The sequence below is a fragment of the Serratia sp. T13T92 genome (assembly GCF_047530105.1).
Lineage (GTDB): Bacteria > Pseudomonadota > Gammaproteobacteria > Enterobacterales > Enterobacteriaceae > Chania > Chania fonticola.
The window spans coordinates 11,626-34,864 of record NZ_JBLJAK010000030.1 but is presented as its reverse complement, the minus strand read 5'-3'; the positions used below and the strand labels follow the sequence as shown (position 1 = coordinate 34,864).

At 60.4% G+C, this 23,239-nt stretch carries 1 protein-coding gene; it reads right to left on the bottom strand.

Annotation, left to right across the window (positions count from 1 at the left end; all coding sequences use genetic code 11):
- Positions 1-41: 41 nt before the first annotated feature.
- Positions 42-22,556, bottom strand: a complete 22,515-nt coding sequence (locus ACMV5I_RS21500; RefSeq protein ID WP_414825220.1) for an Ig-like domain-containing protein — start codon at positions 22,554-22,556, stop codon at positions 42-44.
- Positions 22,557-23,239 lie beyond the last annotated feature (683 nt).

The following is a 23,239-nucleotide window of genomic DNA, read 5'->3' as shown; positions in this document are numbered from 1 at the left end:
CTTGCTGCGTACGAGCCAGTGGCTGACGGAGAGGCCGGGTACTACACCAGGTTGACGTGCAGGCCTTGCTGCACCAGAACATCTCCCAGGGTGTTGCCGCTTTCGAGGGCGGAGTTGTGGTAAACGTCGAACACTTGGCCATCGACCGTCCGTTGACCCACTGAGCTCCAGGTGCCGCCTTCGGCCTGGGTCAGATTGACCTGGTCACCGACGCTGCCCTTGATCAGCAGGTTGTCGCTGGCAGCATCCTTGACGTTCAGCGCCTCGTGCAGATCCAGCGTGATGCTGTTGGTGCCGCTGGTGCCCAAATCGAAGATATCGATGTGTTGCACCTTCAGACCCAAGGCCGTCAGATCCAGGTTGAGGTTTTTGCCATCCAGCTCCAGGGTATCGATACCCGCGCCGCCGTCGATCGACAGGAAGTCGAGGGCGTTGACGTGGATCACATCGTTACCGCTGCTGCCATGGATGGTGTCGCCGCTGGCAGTAGTGCCATCCGCCAGATTGATGGTGACGCCGCCAATGCTGAAGGTGGTGTCTTCAACCGTGGTAACACCAGCGGTATCCACCGGCAGCGTTGGGTTCACCACCAGCGTGCTGGTGACTGGCTCGCTGGTATCTGTGGTGGTCTGGGTAGTGCTGACCTCGCTGGTTGGCGTGCTGGTCTCGGTGGTGGTGTGCTGCACTGCAGCTACCTGAGTATGCTGTACAGCGGTGTTATCGGTGGTGCTGTCGGTGCCGGTGTTTTCTGAACCTGACGTATCCAGCGACAGCGTTTCGACCGCCGCGTTGGCCGTCAGCAGCAGTGGCAGTTCGATACCGGAAGTCAGCCCCGCAGAGACGCTGACCCCGTTACCCGCCAGGTCGGTGACAGAAGCCGCCACCACGGTGCCCAACAGGGTAGGTATCAGGTTGAGCACGTTCAGACCCTTGAGGGCGTTGGTGGTGTCGAATTTCACCGTCCAATGTCCGGTGGCATCCACGGTGCCTTGCAAGGTGCTGCCCAGCAAGGTCACGCTAACCTTCGCGCCTTGTTGCACGTTCAGGCTGGTACCGCTGACGGTCAGGCCGTTGGTCAGAATGCCCAGAGCACCCGTCAGGGTTCCTAGGGCATCGATGCCCAACAACGGCAGCGCGTGGGTTTTCACCGTTGCGCTGGCGTTGGCCGAGCTGGTGTTACCGTAGCGGTCGGTGACGGTAACACCGACCGACAATGGCCCATCAGCCAGATTGACCAGGTTCAGGGTAGGAACGCTGACGCTCCATTTCCCGTCGTTGCCTACGGCGGCGGTCAATACCAGCCCTCCCACATTGACGCTGACGCTACCGCCGATGGCGTTGGTGGTGGTGCCGCCGATCAGCTGGTTCAGGTTGGCTTCGCTCAGGTTGAGGAAACCATCGCCAAACAGGCTGCCCAGGTTAACGGTCGGCAGGTTGTGGATGCCCACGCCCAGATCGGCGCTGATGCTGCCGGTTTTCCCTGCGGAGTTGGTTACCGAAACGCCCAGTGACAGATTGCCATCCAGCAGGCTGGACAGGTTGAGCGGCGTCAGGCTGAGTGACCAACTGCCATCGGCCTTCACCTGGGTGGTGAAGGTATTGCTGCCGAGGTTAACCTGAATGGTTGAACCCGGCGCGTTGGTGGCGTGACCGCTGATGATCTGGTTGCCGGTCGCTTCCAGCGCATTCAGCAGGCCATCACCGCCAAACAGCGGATCCAGCGTCAGGGTTGGCAGGGCGTTGATCAACACGTTGAGCGGGCTGGCCTGGCTCACGGTGTTACCTGCCGCATCGGTGAGGCTGGCGGTGACGTTGGTCACGCCATCCAACAGTCCTTGCAGATCCAGAGTTGGGATCGGCAACTGCCATTTGCCGGTGGCATCGACGCTGGTGGTGTAGGTGTGGCTGCCCAGCGTCAAGGTGATGGTGGTCCCTGCCGACACGTTACCTGCGTTACCGCTCAGGATCTGCGGTGACAACAGATCGCTCAGATCCAGCGTGCCGTTGCCAAACAGTGGGTTCAGCGTCAGCGTTGGCAGGATGGTCGCTACGTTGAGGCCTACGCTGGCACCGCTGGTGTTACCTGCCGGATCGGTGACCGTGGCGCTGACGATCAGATTACCCGCCGCCAGATCCGCCAACTGCAGCGGATTGATGGTGGCGCTCCAGCCACCATCGGCATCGACAACGGCATTCAGTTGCAGCGTGCCGACCTTGATTACCACCTGGGAACCCGCCGCCGCATTGGTGGTGGTACCGCTGATGGTCTGGGTCAGCAGCGCTTCGGCCGCATTGAGGAAGCCGTCACCGCCAAACAGCGGGTTGAGTGCCAGCGTTGGCAGCTTGTTGACGATCACATCAATCGCCGTATTCAGCACGCCGGTGTTACCTGAGCCATCCAGCACCGAAACGCCAACGTTGATATTGCCGTCCAACAGGGTGTGCAGATCGGCAGGTTGCAGCACCAGGCTGAACTTGCCGTCGCCACCGACGGTGGTCAGGAAGTTTTTACCGCCAAGAGAAACCTGTACCTGCGCACCTGCGCTGGCAAAGGCCACGGTACCACTGACGGTTTGTGCCACTAACGCTTCGGCCGCGTTGAGGAAGCCATCACCACCAAACAGCGGATCGAGCGTGATCACCGGCAGTAACACATCCAACTGTAGCCCGGCAGTGGCGCTGGTGGTGTTACCTACAGCGTCGGTCGCCGAAGCGGTGACGGTAAAGTTACCGTTGCCCAGCCCTTGCAGGATACCGAGGATATCCGGCGTGACGGTGGCGCTCCACTTGCCGCCGTCGCCCACGATGGCCGTCAGTGTCTGCGAACCGGCAATATCCAGATTGATGGTGGCGCCCTTCGCCAGATTGGTGACGGTGCCGCCGATGGTCTGGTTCAGCAACAGGTCTGCCACGTTGAGGATGCCGTCGCCAAAGATCGGATCCAGCACGATGTTCGGCAGATTGTGGATGATGGCGGTGATATCGATATTTTTGCTCACCACGTTACCGGCAGAGTCGGTCACCGAGACGCCCAACGCCAGATTGCCGTCGCTCAGGGCAGCCAGATCCAGCGGTGGGATCGCCAGGCTCCAGGTACCGTCACTGCCAACGCTGGCGGTGTAGGTTTTGGTGCCCAGGCTGACGCTAACGCTGCCACCGCCGATACCGAGACCGTTAATCACCCCGCTGACAGTCTGTGATACACCGGCTTCTACCGCATTCAGCAGGCCATCGCCAAAGGCGGTGACCGGGCCGATCACCGGCAGGTTCTGCGTAAGGACATCTATATCGATCAGGTCGTTGACCACGTTGCCGTGGGAATCGACGATTTGCACCTGTATCTGCGCCAGACCGTCACCCAACAGGCTCAGTTGGCTTGGCAGCAGCGAGACGCTCCACTGGCCATTGCCGCCCACGTTGGCATCCAGCGTTATCCCGGCAACGGTGACATGTACCACCGCACCGTTGTAATCGCCGGTGGCGTTACCGCTGATCACCTGAGTCAGCAGCGATTCGGCCAGGTTTAGCACGCCATCACCGCCAAATAGGGCGTTAACCCCCGCACCGAGCGTTTTGTTCAACGCCACGTTCAGCGTTACGTCGGTATGGCTGCTGTTGCCAGCGGTGTCGGTCAGCGTGACGCCGATGATCTGCGGCCCATCGGTCAGGCTTTGCAGGTTGAGCGACGGCAGTGGAATGCTCCATTTGCCATCCGGGCCAACCACCACGCTGGCGGTCAATGGCCCCAACGTAATAGTGACGGTTTCGCCAATGCCGCCAGTACCGGTCAATGCCTGGCCGAGCAGGGCTTCTGCCAGCGTCAGGATATTGTCCCCGGCCAGCAGATCGACCGACAGCAGCGGTGCCGTGGTATCGGTAGTAATGACGTGCGTTGCTGGCGTGGTGTTGCCTGCGGCATCGCTCAAGGTCGCATTGATGGTGTTGCTACCCTGCGGCAGGTTAACCAGATCTGCCGGTGGCACATTGACCGACCAAGTGCCAGTGCCACTGACTTGCGCACTGTAGGTTTTACCATTCAGCGTGACCGTGACAATGCGACCCGCTTCCGAGACCGAGGCGGTACCGGAGATTGCCTGGGCGACGGTGCTTTCACTGGCGTTCAACACGTCGTTACCCGCGAAGGTATTGATGGTGAGCGTCGGTGGAATGCGGTCGACCAACACGGTTTCGCTGGCGGTGAAGACGGTCGGTAGCGGCGTCAGCAAGGTGGTGCTGGCGGAAACCACGATATTGCCGTCAACCGGGAAGGTCACCACGGTGCTGAAGGTGCCATCCGCCAAGGTAGTGACCGGAATACCCAGTGGTAAGCCACCCACGGTAATGGTGACGACCTGCCCAAGGCCGATCCCACCGACCACTTTACCGGTCAGGTTGATGATCAACCCGACTTCACTGGCGTTAACGATATTATCGCCGGTGATCGGATCAACGGTAATAATCTGGCCCGGAGGCGTCAGGTTAACGTTGAAGCTGTGGTTATCGACGGCAAGGTTCCCGGCCTGATCGCTGACCTGAGCCGTGATGCTTGGCGTCCCGCTCAGGGCTTTCAGATCGGCTGGTGGCACCGATACGCTCCAGCTGCCATTCGCCAACACCACCCCGGTATAGGTTTTGCTGTTGAGCGTAACAGTCACCTGTTGCCCAACCGCGACGTTAGTGGAGGTACCGCTAATCAGCTGTACCGATTGGCTTTCGGCATAGTTGATGGTGTTATCCGCTGTGAAGTTAGAGATGGTCACGGTTGGCAGAGTGGTGATTGAGACATGCACCGAAGAACCGGCCGTGCCCTGGTTGCCAGCGGCATCCGTGGCGGTCACGGTGATGGTGTTATCACCTTCAACCAGATCTCTGAGCGCGCCGCTGTTGAGCGCCAGGCTCCAGGTACCATCGCCGTTGACCTGAGCAGCAAAGTTGATGTTGCCGATCTTCACGTTGACCGCAGTCGCATCACCGGCGCTACCGGTCAGGGTTTGCCCCAGGTTGGTTTCGGCCAGGTTGAGGAACCCGTCACCGAACGGTGTGTTGATGGTTGGTACCGGTGCGGTGAGATCGCTAGTGAAGTTCAGGGCGCTGCTGTTGGTGTTGCCCGCGGCATCGGTCGCCGTGACGGTCAGCACGTGTGGCCCATCCAGCAAGGTGCTCAGGGTGGCCGCAGGCAGCGGTAACGACCAGTTGCCGTTGATATCAACCTGCGCGTTGTAACTGACGCCATTGACATCGATCACCACTTTCACCGCCTGGCCTGCGCCATTCACCCCGGTGGTGCCGGTGATCGTCAGCGCACCGGCGGCTTCGCTGATGCTCAGCACACCGTCAACGCCAAACGGCGGAATGATGGTAGGAGTCGGCAGCGTCAGCAGGGCGTTAACGTCCAGCGGCGCGGTGGTGGCCGTATTGCCGCCACGATCCTCGACGGTGACCTCAACGGTATGCTGCCCGTTGGTGAATACGGCAAGCTGTGCTGCGGTGAGTTGCAGAGACCAGCCACCCAGCCCATCGGCCTGAGCGGTAAAGGTCTGCTGATTTGGCAGACCTTCGTCCACCGTCACCGTGACGATCTGGCCGCTGCCGATCAGACCGGTTTTGCCGGTCAGGGTTTGCGTCAGCGCGGCTTCGGCAATATTCAGCAAGCCATCGCCAAACGGCAGGTCCAGGGTTGGCAACGGCAGCTTGTTGATCAGGATATCGACCGATCCGTTGGTGCTACTGGTGTTACCCACGCTATCCGTTACGGTTACCGTGATTGGCCAGGTGCCATCCGGCAGGCCAAGCAGGGTGGCACTGTCGAGTGGCAGCGTCCAGCTACCGTCGGCATTTACCGTGGCGTTCAGGGTCAGGCCATTAACGTTCACTTTCACGGTCTGGCCAAGATTGCTGGCGATGCCGGTGGTACCGGTGAGGGCTCCGCCCAGCAAGGCTTCGGCATGGTTGACAATGCCATCGATAAACGGCGTGTCGAACCCGGCGACCGGCAGCCCGGTGAGGATGCTGTCAAAGTCCAGCGTCGCGCCGTGGCTGTTGCCGCCTTTATCAGTAGCAACCACGCTGATGGTGTGTGGGCCATCCAGTAGCCCCAGCAGATCGGTGGTTGGCAGGGGGACGCTCCATTGGCCGTTGTTGCCGACCGTGGCGTTGTAGTCTTTACCGTTGAGGCTGACCACCACCGTTTGGCCGTTGCCGATAATGCCGGTGGTGCCGGTCAGCAGCTGATTGACCCCGGCTTCCACCAGGTTCAGAGCGCCGTCGCCAAACGGCAGGTTAATGGTTGGATTCGGCAGGAGATGAGACAGGATCTCCAGCGAACCGCCCGCACTGGCTGGGTTACCTGCCGCATCCACGGCGGAGACCACCACCTGCACGGTGCCGTCTGCCAGCAAGGCCAGGGCATTGGCTGGGATCAGCGCGCTCCAGGTACCATCGTTATTCACGATACCGTTCACCACGTAGGTACCAATCTGGACCAATACCGTGGTGTTAACCAGCAGGTTGGCTGCTGCACCGCCGATTGGCGTAGCGATCCCAAGTTCGGCAATATTAAGAATATTGTCACCGAACAGCGGGTTCAGCGTCAGCGATGGCAGCGTATGGGTGTTGACCGCCACCGTGATGGAGTCTGACACGCCGTTACCTGCGGCGTCGGTGACGCTCACGCCGATGGTCACGTTACCATCCAACAGCCCTTGCAGGATATTGCTTGGGATATTGACGCTCCATGCACCGGTCGTCGGATCCGCCAGGGCGGTGTAAACGTTGGCACCCAGCGTGACGGTAACGGTCAGACCCGGGTCGGTATGCCCGCTCAACACTTGCCCCAGCAGCGCTTCCGCCAGGTTCAGGATGCCGTCACCAGCGAAGATATCGATCTCCAGTAATGGTGGCACGGTGTCAACAGTGACGTTATGGGTGGCGCTGGCCGGGTTCTCGGCGATATCGGTCACCGAGGCTGTCACGGTCTGCGGGCCTTGTGGCAATGCCTGCACGTCGGCTGATGGAACCGTCGCGCTCCAGCTACCGTCTGCTTGTACCACTGCGGTGTAGGTTTTGCCGTTAAGCAGCACGCTGACCACTTGGCCAGGCTGCACATGGCTGGATCCTCCGCTGATGATGATGGCAGCATTCGCCTCATTGGCGTTGATGATGTCATCACCGGCAATCACGTTGACCGACAGCTGCGGCAGATTACCCGCATCGGTGATCACGGTGAGGTTGTGGTTGGCGGTAGCCTGGTTGCCAGAGGTATCGCTAACCGTGGCGGTGAGGGTGTCTTTACCGTCTGGCAAGGCCCCCACATCCACAGCCGGAACCTGCAGGCTCCAACTGCCGTCCGCGCCGACGATGGCGGTATAGGTTTTGCCATTGAGCGTTACGGTGACCTGTTGCCCCTGTTCGACGCGTTGGCTACCCCCGCTGATGGTCAGCGGCAGGTTGGATTCCGCCAGGCTGAGGTAGTCATCGCCGGACAGGGTGTTGATGGTCAACAGCGGCGCCTGGGCCGGGTCGGTATCCAGGGTGATGCCGTGGCTGACGCTGCCGGTGTTGCCAGCGGCGTCGGTCAAGGTGGCGGTGATGGAGGAGGCACCGTTCGGCAGGTTAGCCAGATCGCCAGCCGGAATGGTGACGCTCCAACTGCCATCCGCCAGCACCAGCCCGTTATAGGTCAAGCCGTTGATGGTGACTTTCACCACCACTGGCTGACCGCTGTCGTTGATCGGTGCGGTACCGGTGATTTGCAGCGCTTGCTGGCTTTCGGCGATGTTGATGATGTCATCACCGCTGATGGTGTTGATGGTCAGCACCGGCACGGTCAGGTCGACCGTGGCGCTGGAGGTGATGCTGGAAGTGTTGCCAGCCACGTCGCCGACGGTGACCCCAATGCTGGTTGGGCCGTCAGGCAGAGCCGCCAGATCGGCACTTGGTACGCTCACGCTCCAGTTGCCGTTGTTATCGACGATGCCGGTATAGGTTTTCCCTCCCAGTACCACGCTGACGGTTTGCCCGCTACCGCTGACGCCGGTGGTGCCGCTCAGCGTTTGATCGCTGGTGGATTCCGCCTTGTTCAGATAGCCATCACCAAACGGTGTGTTCAAGGTGGCAACCGGCAGGCTGTTGATCAGCACACCCAACTGCTGCGAACCGGTGACCAGATTGCCCGCTTCGTCGGTGGCACTGACGGTGACGGTCAGGTTGCCATCGCCCAGGATCGTCAGGTCGGCTGAAGGAACGGTCGTCGTCCAACTGCCATCGGCCTGCACGATTGCTTCGTAGAACTTACCGTTAAGCGCGATGGTGACGCTGGCTCCGGCGGCAACGTTGGTGGAACTCCCGCTGATGCTGATCCCTGCGGCGGCTTCGATGGCGTTCAACTGGTTATCGCCAGTGATTGGGGCAATCGCCAGGGCGCTCTGGGTTAGATCGACCGTAACGTCATGGGTGGCGCTGGCCGGGTTACCGGCTTTATCGGCCACTTCGGCGGTGATCGTTACACTGCCGTTGGTCAGCAGAGCCAGATCGGCCGCCGGTACGCTGGTGCTCCAGGAACCGTCTGCCTGCACGGTGGCGGTATAGGTTTTGCCATTGAGGGTGATGGAAACGATCTGCCCGGCTTCAACATTCAGACTGCTGCCGCTCAGAGTTTGCGTTGCCTGCACCTCGGCACCGTCAATAATATTGTTGCCCGCAAAGGTGCCGATGGTCAGCACCGGTGCGTTCAACGCGCTGGCATCAACCCCGATGGCGTGGGTGACGCTGGTGCTGTTACCGGCGCTATCGCTCAGGGTGGCGACCAGGTTATAGCTGCCATCGGACAGTGCGGTGAGATCGGCGGTTGGCAGTGAAGTGCTCCACGAACCGTCCGGCTGAACCACCGCAGTGTAGGTTTTACCGTTCAACGTCAGCGTCACGGTACGACCTGCATCCCCGATGGAGGCGGTGCCCGAAACCGTCTGGTTGAGCAGCACTTCTGCGCTGTTAAGCACGTCATCCCCGGCAATCACGCTGACGGTGAGGGTCGGAGCGACCTTATCGACCACTACGGTACCACTCAGGGTGTTGCTGTTGCCTGCAGAATCGGTGACCACTAAGCTGAGCAATGGCGTCCCATCCGGCAGTGCCTGCAAATCGCCAACCGGAACGGTGACGCTCCAGTTGCCGCTACCGTCCACGGTACCGGTGTAGGTTTTATCCCCAAGAGTCACGGTGACGGTTTGCCCCGGCGTGGTGATGCCGGTGGAACCGGTGATGGTCTGCGGTTGGCCTGCTTCCGTACCGTTCAGGATTCCATCGCCAAACGGCGTGTTCAGGGTGGCGTCTGGCAGATTATGGATAAACACGCCCAAGGTATGGCTGCTGCTGACCGGGTTACCGGCCTGGTCGACAGCGGAAACGCTCAGGTTGATATTGCCGTCTGCCAACAGCGCCAGATCGGCCGGTGGTACCAGCACGCTCCAGGAACCGTCCGCCAGCGTAATGCCGGTGTAGGTTTTGCCGTTCAGCGTCACGGTCACGCTTGCGCCGGTAGCCAGGTTGAGGCTGCTGCCGTTGATGGTTAATGGCAACAGGCTTTCGGCCAGGTTCAGCTTATCGTCACCGGCAATCACGTCGATGGCGATGCCGCTCAGGGCCGTGTTGACCACCACGTTATGCGTTGCCGATGCCGGGTTGCCGGAGGTATCGCTAACGGTGACGCTAATGGTGCTGTTGCCCTGAGCCAGTTGGCCCAGATCGGCGGCGGATACGCTGGTGCTCCAGGTACCGTCCGCCAGCACGGTGGCGGTGTAGGTTTTGCCATTCAGCGTGATGGTTACCAACTGGCCCGCTTCGACGTGGGTGGTGGTGCCGCTCAGCGTCTGGCTGGTTTTCACCTCTGCGCCGTCGATAATATCGTTACCGGCAAACACATTGATGCTCAGGGTTGGCAGATCCAGCGGATTGGCGTCGATCGTCACGTTATGGGTGACGGTGGTGGTGTTGCCCGCCGCATCGCTCAGGGTGGTGGTTAATGGATAACTGCCATCACCCATTGCTTGCAGATCGGCGCTTGGGATGGTGGCACTCCAGGTGCCGTCGTTGGCGACTACCCCGGTATAGGACTTACCGTTGAGGGTCACCGTGACGGTACGCCCGGCATCGCCGATGGAAGCGGTGCCGGAAACCACCTGGTCGCTGAGGCTTTCCAGGGCGTTAACCTTGTCATCCCCGGCAAACGGCTTGACCGCCAGAGTTGGTGGCACCAGATCGACCTGTGCCGTAGTGCTGCCAGGCACGCTGTTACCTGCGGAGTCCGTAGCGGATACGCTGATGGTATTGCTGCCCGCTGGCAAGTTTTGCAGATCGGCCGATGGGATGGAAACGCTCCAGTTACCGCTGCCATCCACGGTTGCGGTATAGGTTTTGCCACCCAGAGTGACGATCACGCTTTGTCCCGCACCAGGGATGCCGGTGCTGCCGCTCAGCAGTTGTGCCGTGGCGGCCTCAGCCTGATTGAGGAAACCATCGCCAAACGGCAGGTTGATGGTTGGCTCCGGCAGGGTATGGATATGCACATCCAGTGAATGACTGTCGCTGACCGGATCGACACCCGGGTTGGAGACGCTGGCGGTGACCGTCGTCAGGCCGTCTTGCAGTGCCAGCAGATCGGCGCTGTTCACCGATACGCTCCAACTGCCGTTGGCCAGAACGACGCCGGTGTAGGTTTTACCGTTCAAGGTGACGGTAACGGTTTGGCCTGCGTTCACATTGACCGTGGTCCCGCTGATGGTCAGCGGCTGTGAGGCTTCGGTCAGGTTCAACTGATCGTCACCGGCAATCAGGTTGATGGCAATGCTTTCCACCGCCGTATCAACGCTGATGGTATGGCTGCTGGTGGCCGGGTTGCCTGCCTGATCGCTGACGCTGGCGGTGATGGTAGCCTGGCCATTGGCCAGCAGCGCCATATCTGCCGCCGGAACGTTAACGCTCCAGCCGCCGCCCAACTGCACGGTGGCGAAGTAGGTTTTGCCGTTCAGGGTTAGCGTCACGGTCTGGCCGACTTCGACATGGGTGGTGGTACCGGACAGGGCCTGAGTGACCAGCGCTTCGGCCCCGTTAACGATATCGTCCCCGGCGAATGCGCCGATGCTCAGCGTTGGCAGATTGGCCGGGTTGGCATCGATATTGAGGCTGTGGGTGACGCTGGTGCTGTTGCCAGCCGCGTCGGTGAGGGTAGCGACCAGATCGTGGCTACCGTCGGTGAGTGCTTGCAGATCGGCGGCAGGCAGGCTGGTGTTCCACGAGCCATCCGGTTGCACTACGGCGGTGTAGGTTTTGCCGTTCAGCGTCAGGGTCACGGTACGGCCCGCATCTGCTACCGAGGCGGTGCCGGATACGCTTTGTGCCACCAGCACCTCGGCGGCGTTCAGCACATCATCCCCGGCAACCAGACCCACGGTCAGGGTAGGCGCAGTTGCATCGACGGTGACGGTGGTGTTCAGCGTATTGCTGTTACCGGCGGCATCGGAGACCACTACGGACAAGGTTGGTGTACCGTCTGGCAACGCTTGCAGATCGGCCGCAGGGATGGTGGCGCTCCAGTTACCGCTGCCGTCTACGGTGCCGGTATAGGTTTTGCCGCCCAAAGTCACGGTAACGGTTTGCCCAGGCGTGGTGATGCCGGTAGAACCCGTGATGGTCTGTGGTTGACCCGCTTCCGCGCCGTTCAGAATGCCGTCGCCAAACGGTGTATTCAGGGTGGCTTCTGGCAGGCTATGGGTAAAGACGCCCAGGTTGTGGCTGTCGCTGACCGGGTTACCGGCCAGATCGGTGGCAGTGACTGTCACGGTAGAGTTGCCATCGGCCAGCAACGCCAGATCGGCGGCAGGCACGGAGACGCTCCAGGAGCCATCCGCCAGCGTGGTGCCGGTGTAGGTTTTACCGTTCAAGGTCACGGTAACCGTGGCGCCGACCGCCAGATTGGTGCTGCTACCGTTGATGGCCAGCGGCAGTTGGCTTTCCGCCAGGTTGAGTTTGTCATCGCCCGCGATCACGGCGATAGACAGGCCGCTGAGATCGGTATCGACGGTCACGTCATGATTGGCAGTTGCTGGGTTACCGGCGCTGTCGCTGACGGTGGCGGTAATGGTGGTCTGGCCGTTGGCCAACAACGCCAGGTCGGCAGCCGGAACGCTGGTGCTCCAGGAACCATCGGCCAGCACGGTCGCCGTGTAGGTTTTACCGTTCAGCGTAATGGTCACGATCTGGCCCGCTTCCACATGGGTGGAGGTGCCGGACAGGGTCTGAGCAGTTTTGACTTCCGCGCCGTCGACAATGTCGTTACCAGCAAATACACCGATGCTGACGGTCGGCAGGTTGGCCGGGTTGGCGTCGACGTTGATGCTGTGAGTGACGCTGGTGCTGTTGCCTGCGGCATCGATGAGGATTGCCACCAGATTGTGGCTACCGTCGCTGAGCGCCTGCAGATCGGCAGCAGGTACGCTGGTGCTCCACGAACCATCCGGTTGCACCACGGCGGTGTAGGTTTTGCCGTTCAAGGTCAGGGTCACGGTGCGACCCGCATCCGCGATCGAGGCGCTGCCGGAGACGCTCTGTGCCACCAGCACTTCGGCGGCGTTCAGCACATCATCGCCAGCAATCAGGCCCACGGTGAGGGTAGGCGCGGTTGCATCGACGGTGACGGTGGTATTCAGCGTATTGCTGTTACCTGCGGTGTCAGTAACCGTGACGGTCAAAGCTGGCGTGCCGTCTGGCAGCGCTTGCAGATCGGCAGAAGGAACGCTGACGCTCCAGTTGCCGCTGCCGTCCAAGGTGCCGGTATAGGTTTTACCGCCCAGGGTGACCGTAACGGTCTGGCCTGGTGTGGTGATGCCGGTAGAGCCCGTGATGGTTTGCGGCTGGCCCGCTTCTGTGCCATTCAGGATGCCGTCTCCAAACGGCGTGTTCAGGGTGGCGGCTGGCAGGCTATGGATAAACACGCCCAGATCGTGGCTGCCGCTAACCGGGTTACCGGCTAGATCGACGGCGGTCACGCTGAGGGTGGCGGTGCCATCGGCCAGCAAGGCCAAGTCGGCCGCAGGCACGGTGACGCTCCAGGAACCGTCTGCCAGCGTGGTGCCGGTGTAGGTTTTACCGTTGAGCGTGACGGTCACGGTTGCACCCGTGGCCAGATTGGCACTGCCGCCGTTGATGGTGAGTGGCAGCAGGCTTTCGGCCAGATTCAGCTTGTCGTCACCGGCAATTACGGCAATCGACAGGCCGCTCAGGTTGGTGTCGACGGTCACTTCATGGTTGGCGTTGGCCGGGTTCCCGGCACTGTCGCTGACGGTGGCGGTAATGGTGGTCTGGCCGTTGGCCAACAGCGCCAGATCCGCCGCCGGTACGCTGGTGCTCCAGGAACCATCGGCCAGCACGGTGGCGGTGTAGGTTTTACCATTCAGGGTGATGGTGACGGTCTGGCCCGCTTCCACATGGGTGGTAGTACCAGACAGGGTCTGGGCGGTTTTCACTTCGGCGCCGTCGATAATGTCGTTACCGGCAAACACGCCGATGCTGACGGTTGGCAGGTTGGCCGGGTTGGCATCGACGTTGATGCTGTGGGTCACGCTGGTGCTGTTGCCCGCGGCATCGGTGAGGGTAGCGACCAGGTTGTGGCTACCGTCGCTGAGCGCTTGCAGATCGGCAGCAGGCAGTGAAGCGTTCCAGGTGCCGTCCGGTTGCACCACCGCGGTGTAGGTTTTGCCGTTCAAGGTCAGGGTCACGGTGCGGCCCGCATCACCAATCGAGGCGGTGCCGGACACGGTCTGCGCTACCAGCACTTCGGCAGCGTTCAGCACATCATCGCCAGCAATCAGGCCCACGGTCAGGGTTGGTGCGGTTGCATCGACGGTGACGGTGGTGTTCAACGTGTTGCTGTTGCCAGCGGCATCGGTGACCACTACAGACAAGGCCGGTGTGCCGTCTGGCAGCGCTTGCAGGTCGGCTGCTGGGACGGTGACGCTCCAGTTACCGCTGCCATCCACGGTGCCGGTGTAGGTTTTACCGCCCAGGGTGACCGTAACGGTTTGCCCCGGCGTGGTGATGCCGGTGGACCCCGTGATGGTCTGCGGCTGGCCTGCCTCCGTGCCGTTCAGGATGCCATCGCCAAACGGCGTGTTCAGGGTGGCGTCCGGCAGAGTGTGGATAAACACGCCCAGATTATGGCTGTTGCTGACCAGGTTGCCGCCCTGATCGACGGCGCTGACGCTGACGGTGGCGGTGCCATCGGCCAGCAGGGCCAAATCGGCGGCCGGGACCTGAACGCTCCAGGAACCGTCTGGCAGGGTCAGGCCGATGTAAATCTTGCCATTCAGCGTCACGGTGACGATGGCACCGAGCGGCAGATTGGCGCTGTCGCCGGAGATCGTCAGCGGTTGCAGACTTTCGGCCAGGTTGAGTTTGTCATCCCCTGCGATCACGGAGATGGACAGCCCACTGAGGTTGGTATCGACGGTCACATCATGGCTGGCGTTGGCCGGGTTACCTGCAGTGTCGTTGACGGTGGCGGTAATGGTGGTCTGGCCGTTGGCTAACAATGCCAGATCGGCAGCCGGTACGCTGGTGCTCCAGGAACCATCAGCCAGTACGGTGGCGGTGTAGGTTTTGCCGTTCAGGGTGATGGTGACGGTCTGGCCCGCTTCCACATGGGTGGTGGTACCGGTCAGGGTCTGAGCAGTTTTCACCTCCGCGCCGTCGACAATGTCGTTACCGGCGAACACGTTGATGCTGAGCGTCGGTAGGTTGGCCGGGTTGGCATCCACACCGAGGACATGGGTAGTGCTGGTGCTGTTGCCCGCGGCATCGGTGAGGGTAGCGACCAGGTTATGGCTGCCATCGCTGAGTGCTTGCAGATCGGCGGCGGGCAGGTTGGTGCTCCACGATCCGTCTGGTTGCACTACGGCGGTGTAGGTTTTGCCATTCAAGGTCAGGGTGACGGTGCGGCCCGCATCGGCGACCGAGGCGGTACCGGACACGGTCTGCGCCACCTGTACTTCGGCGGCATTCAACACATCATCCCCGGCCACTACGTTAACGGTGAGGATTGGAGCAGTCTCATCGACGGTAACGGTGGTGTTCAGCGTATTGCTGTTACCGGCGGCATCCGTAACGGTTACGGACAGGGTAGGCGTGCCGTCCGGCAGCGCTTGCAGATCGGCAGAAGGAACGCTGACGCTCCAGTTGCCGCTGCCGTCCACGGTGCCGGTGTAGGTTTTACCGCCCAGAGTCACGGTGACCGTTTGCCCTGGGGTGGTGATGCCGGTAGAACCCGTAATGGTCTGCGGCTGGCCTGCCTCCGTGCCGTTCAGAATACCGTCGCCAAACGGTGTGTTCAGCGTGGCTTCTGGCAGGCTATGGATAAACACGCCCAGATCGTGGCTGCCGCTGACCGGGTTACCGGCCTGATCGACGGCAGTAACGGTCACGGTGGTGGTGCCATCGGCCAGCAACGCCAAGTCGGCCGCAGGCACGGAGATGCTCCAGGAGCCATCTGCCAGCGTGGTGCCGGTGTAGGTTTTACCGTTCAAGGTGACGGTGACCGTAGCCCCGACGGCCAGGTTCTGGCTGTTGCCATTGATCGCCAGCGGCAGTTGGCTTTCGGCCAGGCTGAGTTTGTCGTCACCGGCGATCACGGCAATCGACAGCCCGCTGAGATCGGTATCGACGGTCACGTCATGATTGGCGCTGGCTGGGTTACCGGCGCTGTCGCTGACGGTGGCGGTAATGGTGGTCTGGCCGTTAGCCAACAGCGCCAGATCGGCTGCCGGTACGCTGGTGCTCCAGGATCCATCCGCCAAGACGGTAGCGGTGTAAGTTTTACCGTTCAGGGTGATGGTGACGGTCTGGCCCGTTTCCACGTGGGTGGTGGTGCCGGACAGGGTTTGAGCGGTCTTCACCTCCGCGCCATCGACAATGTCATTACCGGCGAACGCGCCGATGCTGACGGTTGGCAGGTTGGCCGGGTTGGCGTCGACATTGATGCTGTGGGTGACGCTGGTGCTGTTACCTGCAGTATCGGTGAGGGTGGCGACCAGGTTATGGCTGCCGTCGCTGAGTGCCTGCAGATCGGCGGCGGGCAGTGACGCACTCCACGAACCATCCGGCTGCACCACGGCGGTGTAGGTTTTACCGTTCAAGGTCAGGGTGACGGTGCGGCCCGCATCACCGATCGAGGCAGTGCCGGACACAGTCTGCGCTACCAACACTTCGGCGGCGTTCAGCACATCATCCCCGGCAACCAGGCCCACGGTGAGGGTTGGCGCAGTCTCATCGACGGTGACGGTGGTGTTCAACGTGTTGGTGTTACCGGCGGCATCGGTGACCGTGACGGTCAAGGCTGGCGTGCCGTCTGGCAGCGCTTGCAGGTCGGCTGCAGGAATGGTCGCGCTCCAGTTGCCGTTGGCATCCACGGTGCCGGTGTAGGTTTTACCACCCAAGGTGACCGTAACGGTCTGCCCAGGCGTGGTGATGCCAGTGGTACCCGTAATGGTCTGTGGTTGACCCGCTTCCGCACCGTTCAGAATGCCGTCGCCAAACGGTGTGTTCAGGGTGGCTTCTGGCAGGGTATGGGTAAAGACGCCCAGATCGTGGCTGTCGTTGACCGGGTTACCGGCCTGATCGACGGCGCTCACGGTCACGGTGGTGGTGCCATCGGCCAGCAACGCCAAGTCGGCCGCAGGCACGGTGACGCTCCAGGAGCCGTCCGCCAGCGTGGTGCCGGTGTAGGTTTTACCGTTGAGCGTGACGGTCACGGTTGCACCCGTGGCCAGATTGGCACTGCTGCCGCTGATGACCAATGGCAGTTGGCTTTCTGCCAGGCTGAGTTTGTCGTCACCCGCGATCACTGCGATAGACAGCCCGCTGAGATCGGTGTCGACGGTCACGTCATGACTGCCGTTGGCCGGGTTCCCGGCGCTGTCGCTGACGGTGGCGGTGATGGTGGTCTGGCCGTTGGCCAGCAGCGCCAGATCCGCAGCCGGTACGCTGGTGCTCCAGGAGCCATCTGCCAAGACGGTGGCGGTGTAGGTTTTACCGTTCAGGGTGATAGTGACGGTCTGGCCCGCTTCCACATGGGTGGTGGTACCAGACAGGGTCTGGGCGGTTTTCACTTCTGCGCCATCGACAATGTCGTTACCGGCAAATATGCCGATGCTGAGCGTTGGCAGGTTGGCCGGGTTGGCGTCGACGTTGATGCTGTGGGTGACGCTGGTGCTGTTACCTGCTGCATCGGTGAGGGTGGCGACCAGATTGTGGCTGCCGTCGGCCAGGGCGGCGAGGTCGGCCGCAGGCAGGCTGGTGCTCCATGAACCATCTGGCTGCACCACGGCGGTGTAGGTTTTACCGTTCAAGGTCAGGGTGACGGTGCGGCCCGCATCACCGATCGAGGCAGTGCCGGACACAGTCTGCGCTACCAACACTTCGGCGGCGTTCAGCACATCATCGCCAGCAATCAAGCCCACGGTCAGGGTTGGTGCGGTCTCATCGACGGTGACGGTGGTGTTCAGCGTGTTGGTGTTACCGGCGGCATCGGTGACCGTGACGGTCAAGGCTGGCGTGCCGTCTGGCAGTGCTTGCAGGTCAGCGCTTGGCAGCGTGACGCTCCAGTTGCCGTTGGCATCCACGGTGCCTGTGTAGGTTTTACCACCCAGGGTGACCGTAACGGTCTGCCCAGGCGTGGTGATGCCAGTGGTGCCCGTGAGGGTCTGGGATTGGCCAGCTTCTGCACCGTTCAGGATGCCATCGCCAAACGGCGTGTTCAGCGTGGCTTCTGGCAGGCTATGGGTAAATACGCCCAGGTTGTGGCTGTCGCTGACCGGGTTACCGGCCTGATCGACAGCGGTCACGGTGACAGTGGTGGTGCCATCGCCCAGTAACGCCAAGTCTGCTGCAGGCACGGTGACGCTCCAGGAGCCGTCTGCCAGCGTGGTGCCGGTGTAGGTTTTACCGTTCAAGGTCACGGTAACCGTAGTCCCGACGGCCAGGTTGGCGCTGCTGCCGTTGATGGCCAGCGGCAGTTGGCTTTCCGCCAGGCTGAGTTTGTCGTCACCGGCGATCACGGCGATAGACAGCCCGCTGAGGTCGGTATCGACGGTCACGTCATGATTGGCGCTGGCCGGGTTACCGGCGCTGTCGCTGACGGTGGCGGTAATGGTGGTCTGGCCGTTGGCCAGCAGCGCCAGATCGGCTGCCGGTACGCTGGTGCTCCATGAGCCGTCTGCCAATACGGTAGCGGTGTAGGTTTTACCGTTCAGCGTGATGGTGACGGTCTGCCCGGCTTGCACGTGGGTAGTAGTACCAGACAGGGTCTGGGCGGTTTTCACCTCTGCACCATCGATAATATCGTTACCGGCGAACACGTTGATGCTGAGCGTTGGCAGGTTTGCCGGGTCAGCATCGACGCTGACGCCGTGGGTGACGCTGGTGCTGTTACCTGCGGCATCGGTGAGGGTGGCGACCAGATTATGGCTGCCGTCGGCCAGAGCGGCGAGGTCAGCTGCTGGCAGTGAAGCGCTCCAGGTGCCGTCCGCTTGTACCACCGCGGTGTAGGTCTTGCCGTTCAAGGTCAGAGTGACGGTGCGGCCCGCATCGGCAACGGAAGCGGTGCCGGACACGGTCTGCGCCACCAGCACCTCGGCAGCGTTGAGGATATCGTCGCCCGCAATGGTGTTGATGGTGAGGCTTGGCGCGGTCTCATCGACGGTGACGGTGGTGTTCAGCGTATTGCTGTTGCCCGCCGCATCGGTAACGGTAACGGTCAAGGCTGGCGTGCCGTCAGGCAATGCTTGCAGATCGGCGGCTGGAATGGTGACGCTCCAGTTGCCGCTGCCATCCACGGTGCCGGTGTAGGTTTTACCACCCAGGGTGACCGTAACGGTCTGCCCAGGCGTGGTGATGCCGGTGGAGCCGGTAATGGTCTGTGGTTGACCCGCTTCTGCACCGTTCAGGATGCCATCGCCAAACGGTGTGTTCAGCGTGGCCTCTGGCAGGCTATGGGTAAATACGCCCAGGTTGTGGCTGTCGCTGACCGGGTTACCGGCCTGATCGACAGCGGTCACGGTGACAGTGGCGGTGCCATCGGCCAGCAACGCCAGATCTGCCGCAGGCACGGTGACGCTCCAGGAGCCGTCTGCCAGCGTGGTGCCGGTGTAGGTTTTACCGTTCAAGGTCACGGTAACCGTAGTCCCGACGGCCAGGTTGGCGCTGCTGCCGTTGATGGCCAGCGGCAGTTGGCTTTCCGCCAGGCTGAGTTTGTCGTCACCGGCGATCACGGCGATAGACAGCCCGCTGAGGTCGGTATCGACGGTCACGTCATGATTGGCGCTGGCCGGGTTACCGGCGCTGTCGCTGACTGTGGCGGTAATGGTGGTCTGGCCGTTGGCCAGCAGCGCCAGATCGGCTGCCGGTACGCTGGTGCTCCATGAGCCGTCTGCCAATACGGTAGCGGTGTAGGTTTTACCGTTCAGCGTGATGGTGACGGTCTGCCCGGCTTGCACGTGGGTAGTAGTACCAGACAGGGTCTGGGCGGTTTTCACCTCTGCGCCGTCGACAATATCGTTACCAGCGAACACGTTGATGCTGAGTGTTGGCAGAGTGGCCGGGTCGGCATCGACGCTGACGCCGTGGGTGACGCTGGTGCTGTTACCTGCGGCATCGGTGAGGGTGGCGACCAGATTATGGCTGCCGTCAGCCAGAGCGGCAAGGTCAGCTGCTGGCAGTGAAGCGCTCCAGGTGCCGTCCGCTTGTACCACCGCGGTGTAGGTCTTGCCGTTCAAGGTCAGGGTGACGGTGCGGCCCGCATCGGCAACGGACGCAGTGCCGGACACGGTCTGCGCCACCTGCACCTCGGCAGCGTTGAGGATATCGTCGCCCGCGATGGTGTTGATGGTGAGGGTTGGCGCGGTCTCATCGATGGTGACGGTGGTGTTCAGCGTATTGTTGTTGCCCGCCGCATCGGTAACCGTGATGGTCAAGGCCGGTGTGCCGTCTGGCAACGCTTGCAGATCGGCGGCAGGGATGGTGACGCTCCAATGGCCGCTGCCATCCACGGTGCCGGTATAGGTTTTACCGCCCAGGGTGATGGTGATGGTCTGGCCCGGGCTGGTGATGCCGGTTGTGCCGGTAAGCGTCTGTGGCTGACCCGCTTCTGCGCCGTTCAGGATGCCGTCACCAAACGGCGTGTCCAGAGTCACCGCAGGCAAATCATGAGTGTAAACGTCCAGATTATGCGTGGTGGTCACGGTAGAACCATCGTTACCTGTAACGCTGGCAGAAATACTGTTGCTGCCTTCGGCCAGCAGTTGCAGATCGGCGCTAGGCACCTGCAATGTCCAACTGCCGTCCGCCAATACCAGTGCGGTATAGGTTTTGCCATTTAGCGTGACGGTAACGGTAGCCCCGGCAGCGACGTTGGCCGTGGTGCCGCTGATGGCAAGAGGAAGCCCGGCTTCGACGGCGTTGAGTTTATCGTCTGAAGAGACAATACCGATATTGATTGCCGAAGCATTGCTGTCTACGGTGATCACTTGTGGGGCGGTAGTGGTGGTATTGCCTGCCTGATCGCTGAGCGTGGCGATCATCTCATAGCTACCGTCGATCAACGCGGCCATATCCGCGGCTGGCACGCTGATGCTCCATTTGCCATCGGCACCTACGATGCCGGTATAGGTTTTGCCATTGAAGGAAACGCTGACCACCTGCCCAGCTTCGCTGACGGAAGCGGTGCCGGTGATGTTTTGCGCCGATTTTTGCTCGTCGACGGTGATCAAATCGTCGCCGGTAAATTTATCCAGCGTCAGCACCGGTGGCACGGTATCTACCTGCAAATGCTCCGTTACGGTAGTGCTGTTGCCTGCGGCGTCGGTAGCCGTCACGGTGAGGGTATTATCCCCTTGAGCCAACGCCTGCAGGTCTGCGGCAGGCAGTACCAGGCTCCACTTACCATCCCCGCCAGTGACTGTCGTGTAGGTTTTACCATTCAGGGTAACGACAATGGTCTGGCCCGGATTGCTGGTGCCGCTCAGGGTCTGTGATGTTTGCGCCTCGGCGGCGTTGAGTACGTCGTCTCCGGCCAGTTTGTTGACGGTCAGCACCGGGGCGGTCAAATCGACGGTGATGTTCTCATGCGCATTGGCGTTTTGGCCTGCTTTGTCGGTGACGGTGGCATTGAGCGTGATCGAGCCATTAGCCAGCGCAGCCAGATCGGCGGCAGGCAGTGAAAGTGACCAGCTGCCATCGCCTTGAACCACGGCGCTATAGGTTTTGCCGTTCAAGGTGATGGTAACGGTTTGCCCCGCTTGAACATTTTGCGTATGGCCGCTCAGCGTTTGGGTGCTTTTCGCTTCGTTGGCGTTGATTACGTTATCGCCGGTCAGGGCGTTAATCGTGATCTGCGGGGTAGGATTAACTACGGTGGTATCAACCGAGATCTGATGATCGACCGTGGTTTGGTTGCCCACTTTATCGACGGAGGTCACGATTAACTCGTAGTTACCGTTTTTCAGCAAAGCCAGATCTGCCGCAGGCAGTTGTAAGCTCCATTTGCCGTCGCTACCCACCGTCGTGGTGTAGGTTTTACCGTTCAGGGTAATGGTAATTGTCAGCCCGGCTTCGCCGGTACCGCTCAGCGCCTGTGCCGCTTTTAACTCGGCACCGGTCAGGTGGTCATCGCCGGTCAGCTTATTGACGGTCAAGGCTGGCGGGGTGGTATCGACCAGTACGCTGATCGTTTTTTCGACGCTGATCCCATCCTGATTAGTCAGTTTAACTGTCAGTTGATAATTGCCATCTTTCAGGCCAGCAAGCGCGGCGGAGCTAAAGTCAAAGTTCCACTTGCCATCGGCCCCGACGGTAGTGGTGTAACTTTTGCCGTTGAGCGTCAGCGTGATGGTCACGCCCGCGGCAACGCCGGTGGTCAGGCCGCTCAGTAACTGGGCAATTTTAACTTCACTGGCGTTCAGAACGTTGTCCTTGCCCAGTTTCCCGACGGTCAGGGTCGGTTGTTCTGGCGGTACGGACGGTTCGTCATTGTTGTGGTCGTTCTTCCCCGTCCCGGTAGCAATGGCGACGCCAGCCCCCAGCGCCAGGCCAGCCAGAATGGCGGCGATGGCACCGTTGGATAAATCATGATCGGTAATTAGCAGAGACGAAACATCAGAGAGTGACTCAAACTGCGGTGTGATCAGCGTTGGCTCAGCGGTGGCGGCGGTTGCCGGGAATATCGCGTGCTGGATGGCGCCATTGCCATCATCAAACACCAATTCGCTGTGTTTGCCGTCGGCGTCCACCTCAAAGAAGCTCTGATAACGCACCGTGGTGCCATCTTTCATGTGTACGATCAGATCGTTACCTTGGCGTTCATAGCTGCTCACCAAAGCCTGAGTGCCATGGATCCGCACAATACTGCTTTGCGTCAGGCTTACGGAACGGGCGCCGCTTGCGACGTCAGCGATTCTTGCGCCGCCGTGACGAGCAATAATATCAACAGCCCCAAGGGTAAAATTGGATTGTGCCATGTGGTTAGCCTCTGAACGCCAAAGTTAATTTGCATAGCGCGCAAAAGCCGCTTGTGTGGCTTTTGTAGGCGCGCTGGAATGCCCAAGGGGGTGCCCTAGAGCTAAATTTAACCTGGTGTTTAGATGACTAATTAATACAAAGTTAACACTAAACTCATCCCTGAAAGGGTTTTATGATTAAGTTTCCTAACTTATCTGTGAGGTAAGGTATAAGCGAGCTTTGATAAAAATGCCATAGGCAGCAATGATTATTGTGCGGATTAGCTATTGATAAAAATTCATATTTACCAAAGTGGGTAAGTACCCATGGATAATTGATGGTTTCTTAATCCAGCAGGGTGTTTTAATTTTAAATTAGATAATTTGTATTTGCCCCACCATTTAAATTAGCCGTTATTATGGAGTTACCTAATTGTAATCAATGGCTTAAAATTTTTATTCTAAAGGTTTTACTTATTTTATAAGTGGTGCTACCGGGTGGGGTAAATAAGATAATTACATTACAAAACTAACGGTTGTTACAGATTTTAATGGCATATCTTTGCGGGCTAATAAAGAGGTGTTTTTTGAAAGTGTGAGGCTAATACTTTTTATTTATTAGTTATGCTACTGATTTCTCTATGCGTCATAAGAAAATCTTCATATTGTGAGGTGGAGAGGCATGGCGGGCCATGCCTGGCCAA